Annotated in this window: 13 protein-coding genes; 6 read left to right on the top strand and 7 right to left on the bottom strand. The window is 56.3% G+C overall.

Features of this window, described 5'->3' with window-relative positions; translation table 11 throughout:
* Positions 1–243 (bottom strand): transposase (locus BM152_RS10645; RefSeq protein WP_139222493.1); only part of this gene is annotated, 243 nt, incomplete at its 3' end.
* Between the two features lie 480 nt (positions 244–723).
* Here BM152_RS10645 and BM152_RS10650 point away from each other — a divergent pair.
* The gene (locus tag BM152_RS10650; protein ID WP_066600934.1) at positions 724–1,044 is read left to right on the top strand and encodes an Hpt domain-containing protein; all 321 of its coding nucleotides are present in this window, start codon (positions 724–726) and stop codon (positions 1,042–1,044) included.
* A 7-nt stretch (positions 1,045–1,051) separates the two neighbouring features.
* Here BM152_RS10650 and ilvA read toward each other — a convergent pair whose 3' ends face one another.
* Both ilvA and BM152_RS10660 read right to left on the bottom strand, forming a co-directional pair.
* On the bottom strand, positions 1,052–2,302 hold the full coding sequence (gene ilvA / locus BM152_RS10655) for a threonine ammonia-lyase IlvA (RefSeq protein WP_066600936.1): 1,251 nt from the start codon (positions 2,300–2,302) through the stop codon (positions 1,052–1,054).
* On the bottom strand, positions 2,295–3,047 hold the full coding sequence (locus tag BM152_RS10660; protein ID WP_066600940.1) for a hypothetical protein: 753 nt from the start codon (positions 3,045–3,047) through the stop codon (positions 2,295–2,297). Before BM152_RS10660 ends, ilvA begins: the two co-directional genes overlap by 8 nt.
* A gap of 147 nt (positions 3,048–3,194) precedes the next feature.
* Here BM152_RS10660 and BM152_RS10665 point away from each other — a divergent pair, with 147 nt between their 5' ends.
* Positions 3,195–4,418: an argininosuccinate synthase gene (locus tag BM152_RS10665; protein WP_066600941.1), complete on the top strand. Its 1,224-nt coding sequence runs from the start codon at positions 3,195–3,197 to the stop codon at positions 4,416–4,418.
* Between the two features lie 103 nt (positions 4,419–4,521).
* Here the strand turns inward: BM152_RS10665 and BM152_RS10670 are convergent, their stop codons facing one another.
* Together BM152_RS10670 and BM152_RS10675 are read right to left on the bottom strand one after the other, a co-directional pair.
* The gene (locus tag BM152_RS10670; protein ID WP_066600942.1) at positions 4,522–5,397 is read right to left on the bottom strand and encodes a ribokinase; all 876 of its coding nucleotides are present in this window, start codon (positions 5,395–5,397) and stop codon (positions 4,522–4,524) included.
* Positions 5,398–5,420: 23 nt separating this feature from the next.
* Positions 5,421–7,685, bottom strand: coding sequence for an NADP-dependent malic enzyme (locus BM152_RS10675; RefSeq protein ID WP_066600944.1), 2,265 nt, complete (start codon positions 7,683–7,685; stop codon positions 5,421–5,423).
* 168 nt (positions 7,686–7,853) lie between these two features.
* On the opposite strand from BM152_RS10675, the gene mutS reads away from it, so the two are divergent.
* Positions 7,854–10,469, top strand: a complete 2,616-nt coding sequence (mutS, locus tag BM152_RS10680) for a DNA mismatch repair protein MutS (protein WP_066601234.1) — start codon at positions 7,854–7,856, stop codon at positions 10,467–10,469.
* 59 nt (positions 10,470–10,528) lie between these two features.
* On the opposite strand, the gene BM152_RS10685 is transcribed toward mutS, so the two are convergent.
* Together BM152_RS10685 and hrcA are read right to left on the bottom strand one after the other, a co-directional pair.
* Positions 10,529–11,110 carry a nucleotide exchange factor GrpE gene (locus tag BM152_RS10685; RefSeq protein ID WP_082715302.1) on the bottom strand — a complete coding sequence of 194 codons (582 nt, stop codon included), beginning with the start codon at positions 11,108–11,110 and terminating at the stop codon, positions 10,529–10,531.
* A 10-nt stretch (positions 11,111–11,120) separates the two neighbouring features.
* Positions 11,121–12,185, bottom strand: coding sequence for a heat-inducible transcriptional repressor HrcA (gene hrcA, locus BM152_RS10690; protein WP_066600945.1), 1,065 nt, complete (start codon positions 12,183–12,185; stop codon positions 11,121–11,123).
* A gap of 121 nt (positions 12,186–12,306) precedes the next feature.
* Here hrcA and rph point away from each other — a divergent pair, with 121 nt between their 5' ends.
* The 3 genes from rph to BM152_RS10705 are packed head-to-tail and all read left to right on the top strand — an operon-like array spanning position 12,307 to position 14,020.
* Positions 12,307–13,020 (top strand): ribonuclease PH, encoded by a 714-nt coding sequence (gene rph, locus BM152_RS10695; protein ID WP_066600948.1) that lies wholly within the window; start codon positions 12,307–12,309, stop codon positions 13,018–13,020.
* Positions 13,020–13,640, top strand: coding sequence for an RdgB/HAM1 family non-canonical purine NTP pyrophosphatase (gene rdgB / locus BM152_RS10700; protein ID WP_170845870.1), 621 nt, complete (start codon positions 13,020–13,022; stop codon positions 13,638–13,640). Before rph ends, rdgB begins: the two co-directional genes overlap by 1 nt.
* Entirely contained in the window at positions 13,637–14,020 is a 384-nt protein-coding gene (locus BM152_RS10705; protein WP_066600950.1) for a RidA family protein, read from the top strand. The genes rdgB and BM152_RS10705 overlap by 4 nt, the downstream gene beginning before the upstream one ends.

Here is a 14,020-nt window from a genome sequence, read left to right on the forward strand (position 1 = left end):
CGCAAAACAAAAGCCATCCTCTTCATCTGCGGGTAAAACCAACCTGCCGTCACGCGCCCGACGGCGCCATTCCGACAGATGGTTTGCCCGAAGCCCATACCGCGCAGCAACCCCGTTCACCGTCGCCCCGGGCTTTAAACTCTCAGCTACGATCCGCGCCTTGACCTCATCCGGCCAGCGTCGCTGACCATTGGTCCGTATGTCCACCCCGTAGCTCCTGAGAAACTCCACCGTAGTCGCCATCGCGAAACTCCTGCACCGATCTCCATCGGACACGGCATCGCAGGTTAGACAATCGAACAAAAGGTGAGGGCCAGCGAACGCTTACTTATAGTGCGCAAAAAAGTACATTTTACTGCCACTGATTTTACGTCATTTTAATTAATTTCTGAGATGAGTCTCGATGATCAATCAACATGTAGGGACAACATGGTTACTTGGCTAAAACACACTCGCTTAGGTAGGTTGCTACATCGCATAAAAAAGCGCTCTAACCTATTTGCCCGGATCGATTGTCTGGAAGCGACAGGTTATTTGGTTGCACGATTAAAGCCGTTGAATTTCAGGCACAATCTCAAGCAAAAATCCATTGTTATGGCTTTCCGTGAGGACACTCAATCCTGCAGGTGCGAAATCTCCGCCTCGCGAAATATGCGCCAAGCATCGTAGTTTTCCGGCGCCTAGGTTCAAAACAGCTGCACGCTTTCGAGAGTTGGAAAGCCAATGATTGATTGGAAACGCATTGAAGAATTGCGGGCTGAGGTTGGTGAAAAAGATTTCACCGAAGTCGCCAGCATATTTCTAGAGGAAGTTGACGAAACGGTTGCAAGAATACGAAATGCTCCAAATCCGAATAGCTTGCAGCAGGATTTACACTTTCTTAAGGGAAGCTCCATGAACCTCGGCTTCACTGCATTTTCATCCCTTTGCTATGAAGGGGAAATCGCAGCACGCCGAGGTGATGTCGCTCAAATTGATCTACTGAAGCTTTTTGAAACTTACACACATTCCCGCGAAGAGTTTCTAAAAAACGTAGTGCTATGAGCAAAGATTAAAGCACAAATTCGGCAAGCGCCTGATCATTTGTAATGTCACGATAAACCAAACCTGCCGCATCCATTTTTTCAAACAGTTGGGAAAAATTATCTGGGTTATCCGTTTCAATCCCGATTAAAACAGAACCAAAATTGCGTGCCGATTTTTTCAGATACTCAAACCGCGCAACATCGTCAGTCGGCCCCAACATATCAAGGAACTCCCGCAACGCCCCCGGGCGCTGAGGCATACGTAGGATGAAATATTTCTTCAGGTTTCGGAAGCGCTGCGCCCGTTCTTTGACCTCCGGCAAGCGCTCGAAATCGAAATTGCCGCCAGAAGTCACACACAAAATCCGTTTTCCGCGAATTTCATCACGAATATCTTGAAGCGCATCAATCGACAAAGCACCGGCTGGTTCCAGAACGATGCCCTCAACATTCAACATATCAATCATGGTGGAGCAAATGCGATCTTCCGGACAGGCCAGAATGTTGTCGGGAGAAATGTCCTTGAGAACATCAAAGGGGAGCGCACCGATACGCGCCACGGCTGCGCCATCCACAAAACTATCAATGTCCGTCAGGGTCACCGGATGCCCCTCCTGAACAGCCGCCTTGAGCGACCGTCCCCCCATCGGCTCTACAAAATAGATCTCGGCATCGGGAGCTTCTGTTTTAAGGTAGGACAGAACACCCGAAGAAAGCCCTCCGCCACCGACCGGCAGCACAACGATGTCAGGCGTCATTTGCGACATGAACTCCACCGCAACAGTCGCTTGTCCCTCAATCACATCGGAATCGTCAAAAGGCGCGAGAAAATGGCCGCCCTCTTCCGCGCAATATGTTTGCGCGGTCTCAAGCGTTTTGTCGAAATAATCCCCAACCAGACGAATTTCGACCATCTCGCCGCCAAAGACTTTTGTCTTGTCGATCTTCTGCTGCGGTGTCGTAACGGGCATGAAGATCACCCCCCGCACCCCGAACTGACGACAGGCAAAAGCCACACCCTGAGCGTGGTTGCCCGCAGAGGCACAAACGAACAGGCTGATGTTCGGGTTCTTTTCGCGCGCCTTGATCATCGCATTCCACGCCCCACGCAATTTGTAGGACCGAACCGGCGTCAAGTCTTCGCGCTTTAACCAAACGTCACAATCGAACGCCTGAGACAGGTGATCATTGCGCAAACACGGGGTGGGCTCGAAAAGGCGGCGCACCAAAGTTTCAGCCGCGCGCGCGTTTTGCGCAAATTCTTTTGGATCAGTCATGCAACTGCCCCTTCAAGGAAAGCTCATAGATCGACGACAGAAGGCTGACATTAACCATCAGCAACAGCCAGCCGACAGCGAGTTCATATAGGAGACCGACAATTCCGCTACCGAACACCGGCGCAACGAACTGGACCACGATCAAAGCCGCAATCGACAGGATCGCGGCCTGAAAAATGGAGGCTGAATGGGGTTTCGTCGCGTTCCAAGCGTCTCCAAAAGAAAGTTTGTCCCCCAAGGCAACCGCAGGCAAAACAGGGGAAATCCTCAGGAACAGAAACACCGCAGGCAAGCCGATCACAACGATAAGAAACAGCCCGCCAATCGACTGGGACAGCATTGTTCCAAACAGGGAAAACAACACGCCAGCAAAAAGCCCAACAGCCATTCCGATGCCGATACCTATCAGAATGGAAAGGAAGAAATAGCTAAGGATCCTCTTGCCGTTCCAAGACGGGAAAGCGGATGTCGGGCGTTTGCCCTCAAGCGCGTAACGGTGCCACTCAACCGCGATCCAGCAAGACCCGATCACCATCGCCAGATTGGCGATAAAGAGCAGCATCAACCCATTGCCAGACACAGCCGCAGGGTCGCCCGCCTCAAGGCCCTCCATATCCACCGCGCCGAAGCTCAAAATCTGTATAATCAGGATACCGATCCAGATCAGGCCAGACACAGCCAAGGCTTCGTCGAGATGGTGCAGCACACGCAACACGGCGTTTCGAAAGAGGATAAAACCCGTCATGATGACCCTTTTTGATTATCTTAATCGCAGGTTTAGTGGTTTTTCCCCCCAAGCTAAAGCATTCTTGGTATGAAACCTTGCTCAATCCTTGCTCTCGGGGCAAAAAACCGATAATCGCGCCTGCGATGTCCGAAAAAGGAAAGTCTTATGTCTGCGCCCAAAAAAGTGGTTCTCGCCTATTCCGGCGGCCTTGATACCTCGATCATCCTGAAATGGCTCCAGACCGAATACGGCTGTGAGGTTGTGACCTTTACCGCCGATCTCGGCCAAGGTGAAGAACTGGAACCGGCACGACAAAAGGCTGAGATGCTCGGCATCAAACCGGAAAACATTTACATCGAAGATGTGCGCGAAGAATTTGTGCGTGATTTCGTTTTCCCGATGTTCCGCGCCAATGCGGTTTATGAAGGTCTCTACCTTCTGGGCACGTCCATTGCGCGCCCGCTGATCTCCAAGCGCCTCGTCGAGATTGCCGAAGAAACCGGAGCCGATGCTGTAGCGCATGGCGCGACCGGTAAGGGCAATGATCAGGTGCGTTTCGAGCTGTCCGCCTACGCGCTCAACCCCGATATCAAAGTGATCGCACCGTGGCGCGAATGGGACCTGTCGTCCCGCACGAAGCTGCTTGATTTTGCTGAGAAAAACCAGATTCCGATCGCAAAAGACAAACGGGGCGAGGCGCCCTTCTCTGTTGATGCGAACCTGTTGCACACCTCTTCCGAGGGCAAGGTGCTTGAAGATCCGGCGCAAGAAGCACCGGATTACGTCTACCAGCGCACGGTTCATCCCGAAGATGCGCCGAACGAGCCGGAATTCATCGACATCACCTTTGAAAAAGGCGATGCGGTGGCGATCAACGGGGTGGCGATGAGCCCCGCGACCGTTCTGACCGAGTTGAACGAATACGGTCGCAAGCACGGTATCGGGCGTCTCGACTTTGTGGAGAACCGTTTTGTCGGCATGAAATCCCGTGGTGTTTATGAAACTCCGGGGGGGACTATTTTGTTGGAGGCGCATCGGGGGATTGAGCAGATTACACTCGATTCCGGCGCCGGTCACCTCAAAGACAGCCTGATGCCGCGTTATGCGGAGCTGATCTACAACGGTTTCTGGTTCTCGCCCGAACGTGAAATGCTTCAGGCCGCAATCGACAAATCGCAGGAGCATGTCTCCGGTAATGTTCGCCTAAAACTCTATAAAGGCTCGGCTTTTACGGTTGCACGGTCTTCCGAAGCCTCGCTCTATTCCGAAGCGCACGTCACCTTCGAGGACGATGCAGGCGCTTACGACCAGAAAGATGCGCAGGGCTTTATCCAGCTCAACGCGCTGCGCCTGAAACTTCTGGCCGCACGGAATCGTCGCCTCAAATAAGGGTCGGCAAAGCGTCGGATACCTGTCAGACTTCTGTCGGGCATCATGTAAATCAAAAGGGCGCCCGTCGAGGCGCCCTTTTCAATGCGAGATCACAGCGGCCTCACGCCCCGCGAAAGGCTTTCACCTCATCAGCAGACGGAATCGCATCCGCCGTGCCCGCGCGGGTCACTTTCAGCGCCGCCGCCTGTGTTGCCCATTCCATCGCCGCCTTGATCGGCATTCCAAGATCAAGCCCCGCCGCGACATAGCCGATGTATGTGTCTCCGGCAGCCGTGGTGTCCACTGGCGTCACCTTCGGAGATGTGACCTCGATCACCTCGCCCGTCTCGTTGGACCGCCACATCGCACCCTTGCTACCCAAAGTGACCATGATCTGCGGCACGGGAATCTGCTCCAGAGACACACCCATCTCGGAACTGAGCTGGCTGGCCTCCACGGCGTTCATCACCAACATGGAGAGATCGGGAATGATGTTCTTCACCGCCTCAATGGAAAACGGCGCGGCGGAATAGATCACCCGCATCCCTTTGACCAAGGCAAAGGTGGCGGCGGGCGGTTGCAGGTTGGTTTCATTTTGCAACAGCAAAGTGTCAGTCGATTTCGCCTGATCAATCGCATTCACAACAAATTCGCTGTCCTGCTGCACATTCGCACCCGGAGCCAACACGATAGTGTTCTCGCCAGAGGCATCGACATAGATCACCGCGTGACCCGTCGCCTCATCCGCCTCGCGCAGATATTTGCAATTCACACCATAGCCTTCGATCCGCTCACGGACCCAGCCATCGCTCTTGCCAATCGCACCGATGTGAAACACCTCGGCCCCCGCTTTCGCTGCGGCAACGGATTGGTTCATCCCTTTGCCGCCGAGGCCGAGTGTGTGATCCAGAGCGCTCAGGGTTTCTCCGGGTTCGGGAAAATGGGCAAGCTTGTAGAAATGGTCGATATTTACCGAACCGAGATTAAAGATTGCCATAAGCGCCCTCCAACAGTGTCACATTACGTTGTTTGACCCACCTTGCACGCCGCAAGAACAGCCATGTTCAGAATGTCATTTACCGTGGAAACAGTTGAGCAAATCTGAATCGGCTTATCCACACCGGTCAAAATCGGACCAATCACGGTTGCCTCGGCCATTTCCTGCATCAGTTTGACAGAAATAGAGGCAGAGTGACGGGCAGGCACAACGAGAATATTGGCCGGCCCCGACAGGCGACAGAAGGGATAAGCCGCCATCACATCGGGATTGAGCGCCACATCAACGGTCATCTCGCCATCATATTCGAAATCGACGCCACGCTTGTCGAGCACTTGCGGCGCCATGTGCATCTTGTTGGCACGCTCGGACACCGGATAGCCGAATGTCGAGAAGGAGGCGAAGGCCACACGCGGCTCGATCCCCATCTTACGCGCAACAGCGGCGGCAGCCTCGGCAATATCGGCGAGGTCTTCTTCCTCCGGCCATTCATGCACCAACGTATCCGCGATGAAGATGATCCGGCCCTTGAGCAGAACTGCGGTCACACCGACTGCGCCATCTTCGGCCTTGGCGTCAAAGACCGAATTGATCCGGTCCAGCACATGAGCCGATTTGCGGGTCGCACCGGTGACAAGGCCGTCAGCATGACCATGCGCCAGCATCAGAGCGGAAAAGGCATGGCGGTCACGGGCGGCAAGACGATGGATGTCTTTTTGGTCGAAACCGGAACGCTGCAACCGTTTGTAAAGGAAGTCCTTATATTCCGGCAGGTGCTCTGTGTTCGCGGCGTTGACGATTTCGATTTCGGAAATCGCTTCGCCCAGCCCTTCTTCCTGAAGTTTGGCCTGCACATCTTCGGTGCGGCCAACAACCAAGGCGCGACCAAACCCGCCGCGATGATAGGCCACGGCAGCGCGCAGAACACGCGGATCGTCGCCCTCGGCAAACACCATTGTTGCCTGAGCCTGACGCGCACGGGCGTAGAGCCCTTGCAAAATCTGTGCCGTGGGGTCCATGCGGGCTTTGAGATCCTGCGCATAGCCTTCCATGTCGATGATCGGACGCCGCGCCACGCCGGTGTCCATGCCAACCTGTGCCACAGCGGGCGGGATGGTGTAGATCAGGCGCGGGTCGAACGGGGTCGGAATGATGTAATCGCGCCCGAAGGACAGCTTGCGCCCATAGGCCAGCGCCACCTCGTCCGGCACATCCTCGCGTGCCAGCGCGGCCAGCGCCTCTGCACAGGCGATTTTCATTTCGTCATTGATCGCGCGGGCATGAATGTCGAGCGCACCACGGAAGAGATAGGGAAAGCCCAGAACGTTGTTCACCTGGTTCGGGTAGTCCGAGCGCCCCGTGGCGACAATCACATCGTCACGCACTTCGTGGGCCTCTTCGGGGGTGATTTCCGGATCGGGGTTGGCCATCGCAAAGATCACGGCGTTGGGCGCCATGCTTTTCACCATGTCCTGCGTCACGGAGCCTTTGGCGGACACGCCAAGGAACACATCAGCATCCACCATCGCCTCGGCAAGCGTGCGGGCGTCGGTGGTGGCGGCGTGGGCGGATTTCCATTGGTTCATGCCTTCGGTGCGGCCCTGATAGATCACACCTTTGGTATCGCACATGATGCAGTTGTCATGTTTCGCGCCCATGGATTTGATGAGTTCGAGACAGGCGATCCCGGCGGCACCGGCACCGTTGAGGACGATTTTGCAGTCCTCGATCTTTTTGCCGGAGATATAAAGCGCATTGATCAGACCCGCAGCACAGATCACCGCCGTGCCGTGTTGGTCGTCGTGAAAGACCGGAATGTCCATTTCTTCCTTGAGCCGTTGCTCGATGATGAAACATTCCGGTGCTTTGATGTCTTCGAGATTGATCCCGCCAAAGCTCGGCCCCATGAGGCGGACGGCCTGAATGATCTCTTCGGGGTCTTCGGTATCCAGTTCGATGTCGATGGAGTTCACATCGGCAAAGCGTTTGAACAGAACCGCCTTGCCCTCCATCACCGGCTTGGACGCCAGAGCGCCGAGATTGCCGAGGCCGAGAACGGCGGTCCCGTTTGTGATCACGGCGACAAGGTTGCCCTTGTTGGTATAGTCATAGGCGGTTTCGGGAGACTTTGCGATTTCCTCGCAAGGCACGGCCACACCCGGGGAATAGGCCAGAGAGAGGTCTCTTTGTGTGGTCATCGGAACGCTGGGCGCCACATCGAACTTGCCCGGACGGGGTTCCATGTGAAAGGCGAGCGCTTCTTCACGGGTTTGTTTGGTCTTGGACATTCGGGTGGTCTCCTCGCGATCAATTGGGACTACTTACCCACACCCCGCGCAGGTCTCAACAAAAAGAAAACGATATGGGCCTTTACGCCACATATCGGGCCGCTAAGTTGGGCGGAAAATAAGACAAGGGACAGAACTTTGGCCACCCAAACCTCCGCCCCCACGCCGATGATGGCGCAATATCTCGAAATCAAATCGCGGCATCGCGATGCGCTTTTGTTTTATCGTATGGGCGATTTCTACGAGATGTTCTTCGACGATGCTGTTGCCGCGGCTGAGGCGCTTGATATTGCGCTGACCAAGCGTGGCAAACATGCCGGTGATGACATCCCCATGTGCGGCGTGCCGGTTCATGCCGCCGAGACCTATTTGCTCAACCTCATCCGCAAAGGGTTCAAGGTCGCGGTTTGTGAGCAGCTTGAAGACCCGAGCGAGGCGAAAAAGCGCGGGTCCAAGTCTGTGGTCAAGCGCGATGTGGTGCGGCTTGTGACGCCGGGCACGTTGACGGAAGACACGCTGCTCGATGCGCGCCGTCACAATTTCCTCGCCGCCTATGCCGAAATCCGCGAGGAAGGGGCACTGGCGTGGATCGATATTTCCACGGGTGCGTTTCATGTCATGCCCTGCCCGCTTGTCGGGCTGGGGCCGGAGCTTGCGCGGCTCAACCCCTCGGAAATCGTCGTTTCCGAAGCCCACGAGGCGAATTGGGCCGAGTTTGTGCCTGATTTTCACGACCGCATGACCGAACTCTCCCGCGCGTCTTTTGACAGCACCTCGGCACAGAACCGCCTCACCACGCTGTTCAACGTCTCGTCGCTGGAGGCTTTCGGGCAATTCAGCCTGCCGGAAGTCGCCGCGATGGGGGCAATTGTCGATTATCTCGACATCACGCAAAAAGGCAAACTGCCGCTGGTGCGACGCCCTGTGCGCGAGTCCCTGCGCGGCACGATGCAGATCGACGCGGCCACACGGCGCAACCTTGAGATTTCGCACGCGCTGTCCGGAGGGCGCGACGGCTCCCTGATCGCCACGATGGACCGCACCGTGACCGCCGCAGGTGGACGGCTTCTTGAACGCAGACTGTCCAGCCCCTCACGCGATGTCGACATCATCACCGCACGTCTCGACGCCATAGATTTCGCCATCGAAAACACCCAGACCGCAGAGTCCCTCAGAGACGCCCTGCGCAAGGTGCCGGATATGGAACGCGCCCTCTCTCGGATCGGTCTGGAGCGCGGCGGCCCCCGTGATCTCGCGGCCATTCGCAACGGTTTGTCACAGGCGGAAAACATCTACAGCCTCTTGGAAGCAGCGCCAGTTTCGACCCTAATCCAGCAAAAAATGGGTTTTCTGACCGGACAGGCCGAACTGATCGACCTGTTGGACGCGGCTCTTGTGGCGGAACCTCCCCTGCTTGCCCGTGACGGCGGTTTCATTGCCGCTGGCTATGACGAGGAACTCGACGAATGTCGCACCCTGCGCGACGAAGGGCGCGGGGTCATCGCCTCCTTGCAGGTGAAATACGCCGAAATGACAGGGGTGCAGTCGCTCAAGGTGAAGCACAACAATGTGCTCGGCTATTTTATCGAGACGACCGCAACACATGCGGAAAAGATGCTGTCCCTCTCCGACACCTTTATCCACCGCCAGACCACGGCCAATCAGGTGCGGTTTACGACGCTTGAACTCAGCGAGCTTGAAACCAAAATCCACAACGCCGGCGGGCGCGCGCTTGAAATCGAAAAACGTCTTTTTGAAACGCTGCGCATGGCCATTCTGGAACATGCTCCCGCGATCAACGATGCCTCCGGTGCGCTGGCCGAACTTGACCTGATTACCGCGCTGGCCGATCTGGCAAAGGCCGAAGGATGGACCCGTCCCAAGGTGGATTCGGGTCGGGAATTTCTTATCAAAGGCGGGCGTCACCCCGTTGTCGAACGCGCTTTGCGCAAACAGGGCGGCGACAAATTCGTGGCCAACAGTTGCGATCTCTCAGACGGGCATGACGGCGCGGCGATCTGGCTTTTGACCGGTCCGAACATGGCCGGTAAATCCACCTTTCTACGCCAGAACGCACTCATCGCCCTCATCGCGCAGGCCGGTTCCTATGTTCCCGCCGAAAGCGCCCATATCGGGATTGTGTCACAACTGTTTTCCCGTGTTGGCGCCTCCGACGATCTGGCGCGTGGGCGGTCGACATTCATGGTCGAAATGGTCGAAACCGCCGCCATTCTCAATCAGGCGGATGATCGCGCCTTGGTCATCCTCGATGAAATCGGACGCGGCACGGCGACCTATGACGGGTTGTCGATTGCTTGGGCGACGCTTGAGCACCTTCATGACGTCAACAAATGCCGCGCCCTTTTTGCGACCCACTACCATGAAATGACCAGCCTCTCGGACAAGCTGTCCGGTGCGGAGAACGCCACCGTCGCCGTCAAGGAATGGGATGGCGAGGTGATTTTCCTGCATGAGGTGATCAAGGGCAAAGCGGACCGCTCCTATGGTGTGCAGGTCGCACGGCTTGCGGGCCTGCCGGATGCGGTGGTCGAGCGAGCGAAATCCGTGCTTGAGGCGCTCGAAAAAGGTCAGGCAGAACACGCAGCCAATCCGAAAGCGATCATTGACGACCTTCCGCTTTTTGCAGCGGTGCCCACTCCGGCACCGTCGGAGAAGCCGAAGGAAAGCGATGTGGAGAAGGCCCTGAACGAGATCATCCCTGATGAACTGTCGCCGCGTGAGGCGCTTCAGGTTCTGTATGATCTGAAAGCGAAACTGGCATAAGAAAAGGCCCCTGCAATTGCGGGGGCCTTTTGAATTCCGGGTCGTTTATGTCACGGAACTTAACTGGACGGTGTCGAGGAGACGCCAACCTGCGCCGGACGCAACAGCCGGTCATGAAGCATGAAGCCGACATTCATCACCTGAATGATGTCGCCCGCCTTGGTGTTTGGCACTGCCGCTTCGAACATGGCCTCGTGAATTTGCGGGTCAAACGTATCACCAACTTCGGGATTGATGATCTGGATCCCGTGTTTGGAGAAGGTGTTGAGCAATTCACGCATGGTCAGCTCGATGCCTTCGATCAGAGCGGCTTGCGCCTCGCGCTGGTCTTCGGCAATCGCATCAATCGCACGTTTCATATTGTCGAAAACGGGCAACATATCACGAGCGAGCTTTGAGCCGCCGTAGTTTTCCGCTTCCTTACGATCCCGCTCGGCCCGTTTGCGCGAGTTTTCCGCATCGGCCACCGCCCGCATAAAGCGGTCGCGGAATTCATCGCGCTCTGCACGAAGCTGTTCCATCTCTTCCGAAACATCCTCATCTTCCGGCGTTTCAAGCGCCTCTTCGGAGGTGATGTCGATCATCTCGTCATCATTGTTAGCTTCGAACCCTTCGGACATATCTTTCTTCGAATCCGTCATGTTTCACCTTTCACGCTTTGCCGGACAGAATCCGCCCCACAAGCTGGGCCGTATAATCGACAATCGGCACGATCCGCCCATAATTCAGACGAGTCGGTCCAATGACGCCCACGGCACCGATAATTTTTCGTTCAGCGTTCATATATGGAGAAACCACCAAAGAGGAACCCGAAAGTGAGAAAAGTTTGTTCTCGGAGCCTATGAAAATGCGAACGCCCTCGCCATCTTCGGTCAGTTCGAGAAATTCGGCGATGTCGCGCTTCTTTTCGAGGTCGTCAAAGAGGGTTCTGATCCGGTCCAGTTCCTCGGCTTCCGTGCTTTCTTCCAAAAGATTCGAGCGTCCCCGCACGATGAGACGTTCGTAGTTCGAGCCCTCGCCTTCCCAGAAGGCCGCGCCGTTTTCGATCAGGTTGGCCGCGAGACTGTCGAGTTCCTGTCGCCGCGTTTTGATTTCGCGCTCGACGACAGAACGCAATTCCGAAAGCGTCTTGCCCTCGACCAGCGCATTGAGAAAATTGGTCGCCTCCCGCAGGGAAGACGGGGTTTGTCCGACGGGCGGTTTGAAGATCCGGTTTTCGACGTGACCATCAGCAAAGACCAGCACCACCAGCGCGCGGTCAGGGGCAAGGTTGACGAATTCCACATGTTTTACAGGGGCTTCGTGTTTCGGCGCGAGAACAAGGCTGGCCCCGTGGGTCAGGCCGGACAGGGCCGAGCCGACACGATCAAGCATACCCGTGACATCGCTTTGTTCGGTGCGGATCGTATCTTCCATCTTTTCGCGCACATCATCTGTGACGGTGCCGACTTCGAGCAGGCCATCGACAAAGAGCCGGAGCCCGAGCTGCGTCGGCACGCGCCCTGCGGAGACATGTGGGCTGTCGAGAAGGCCGAGATACTCCAGATCCTGCATCACGTTGCGCACGGTGGCGGCGGAGACCTTTTCACTCATGCTGCGCGTCAGGGTGCGCGACCCGACGGGCCCGCCGCTATCGAGATAGCCCTCGACCACGCGGCGAAACACTTCCCGCGAACGGTCACTCATTTCAGCGATAAGATTTACACGATCTGTCATTCTACCTGCGTCTTCCGAGACCCTCCGCCATTAAAAGACATCGAGACCGAGGGTCAATGAGGCTTGCGCGTCCGAGCTGCTCTTCGTTATGTCTGCCGCAACAGATGCGGAAGGATATATCATGAGACCCTCAGGTAGAAATTTAGACGAAATGCGCGCGGTTTCAATCGAGACCGGCATCACAAAACACGCAGAGGGCTCTTGTCTGATCCGTTGTGGCGATACGCATGTGCTTTGTACAGCCACTATCGAAGAGCGCGTGCCGCCATTTATGCGCAATTCCGGTCAGGGTTGGGTCACCGCCGAATACGGAATGCTGCCGCGGTCGACCTCCTCACGGATGCGTCGTGAGGCCACACAAGGCAAGCAAGGCGGGCGCACGGTGGAAATCCAGCGGCTGATCGGTCGCTCCCTGCGCGCTGGTGTGGACCGCGTCGCCCTTGGCGAACGTCAGATCACCGTGGATTGCGATGTCATTCAGGCCGACGGCGGCACCCGTTGTGCTTCCATCACCGGCGGCTGGGTTGCGCTGCGTCTTGCTGTGAACAAATTGCTGAAGTCTGGCGCGATCACCTCCGATCCGCTGATTTCCAATGTCGCGGCTGTGTCCTGTGGCATCTATGGCGGCCAGCCCGTGCTTGATCTCGACTACCCCGAAGATTCCGAAGCCGGTGTCGACGGCAATTTCATCATGCTGGCCAATGGTCAAATGATCGAAACGCAAATGAGCGCCGAAGGAGCAACCTACTCCCGCGCTCAAATGAACGAGCTTCTTGATCTGGCCGAAAAGGGCGTTGCCGAGCTGGTTTCGGCTCAAAACGCAGCGGTGTCATGATGCGGGCTTTCGATAGCGACAAACTGGTAATCGCCACCCACAACAAGGGCAAGCTGCGCGAAATTGCGGAGCTTCTCGCCCCCTATGGCATCGAAGTTGTCTCCGCCGGTGATCTTGGTTTCGAAGAGCCGGAAGAGACCGAAGACACATTCGCCGGAAACGCACGGATCAAAGCGCATTTTGCTGCGAAAGCCAGCGGTTTGCCCGCCCTTTCCGATGACAGCGGCATCATGATTGATGCGCTCGACGGTGCCCCCGGTGTCTATACTGCCGATTGGGCAGAGACCCCGAATGGCCGCGATTTCCCGATGGCTATGAAAAAAGTCTGGGACCTACTCGAAGAAAAGAACGCACCGGAACCCCGCACCGCCCGGTTCTGTGCCACGCTTTGTCTGGCATGGCCCGACGGGCATGACGAGATTTTCGAAGGCACCATCGAAGGCCGCATCGTCTGGCCTATGCGCGGTGAACACGGGTTCGGGTTCGACCCGATTTTCCTGCCCGATGGCGAAACAGAGACATTCGGGGAAATGGACCCCGCGCGCAAACAGGCCATAAGCCATCGCACGGACGCCTTCCGTCAACTGGTGTCCGGCCCCTTCAAGGATCTCGCAAAATGAGCACCCGCAAACTGGTCTCCTCTGGCTCCGACTTCGAGAAAGTCATGGGCTATTCCCGTGCAGTTGTTCAGGGGGACTGGTGTTTTGTCTCCGGCACCACAGGTTACGATTACGCAACAATGACCATGCCGGAAAGCGTCGCAGATCAGGCGCGGAATTGTTTCAAAACAATTTCCGCCGTTCTGGAGGATGAAGGTTTCTCCCTCTCCGACGCTGTGCGCGTGCAATATACGATCATCGACGCCGCTCTGTTGGATGACCTTGTTCCGGCTTTGGGCGAGTTCATGTCTGACATTCGCCCTGCCGCGACGATGGTGGTCGCTGATCTCATCAAACCCGAGATGAAAATCGAAATCGAAATCACGGCGTTTCGGGGCTGA

The organism is Celeribacter halophilus, from assembly GCF_900114135.1.
Classification (GTDB): domain Bacteria; phylum Pseudomonadota; class Alphaproteobacteria; order Rhodobacterales; family Rhodobacteraceae; genus Celeribacter; species Celeribacter halophilus.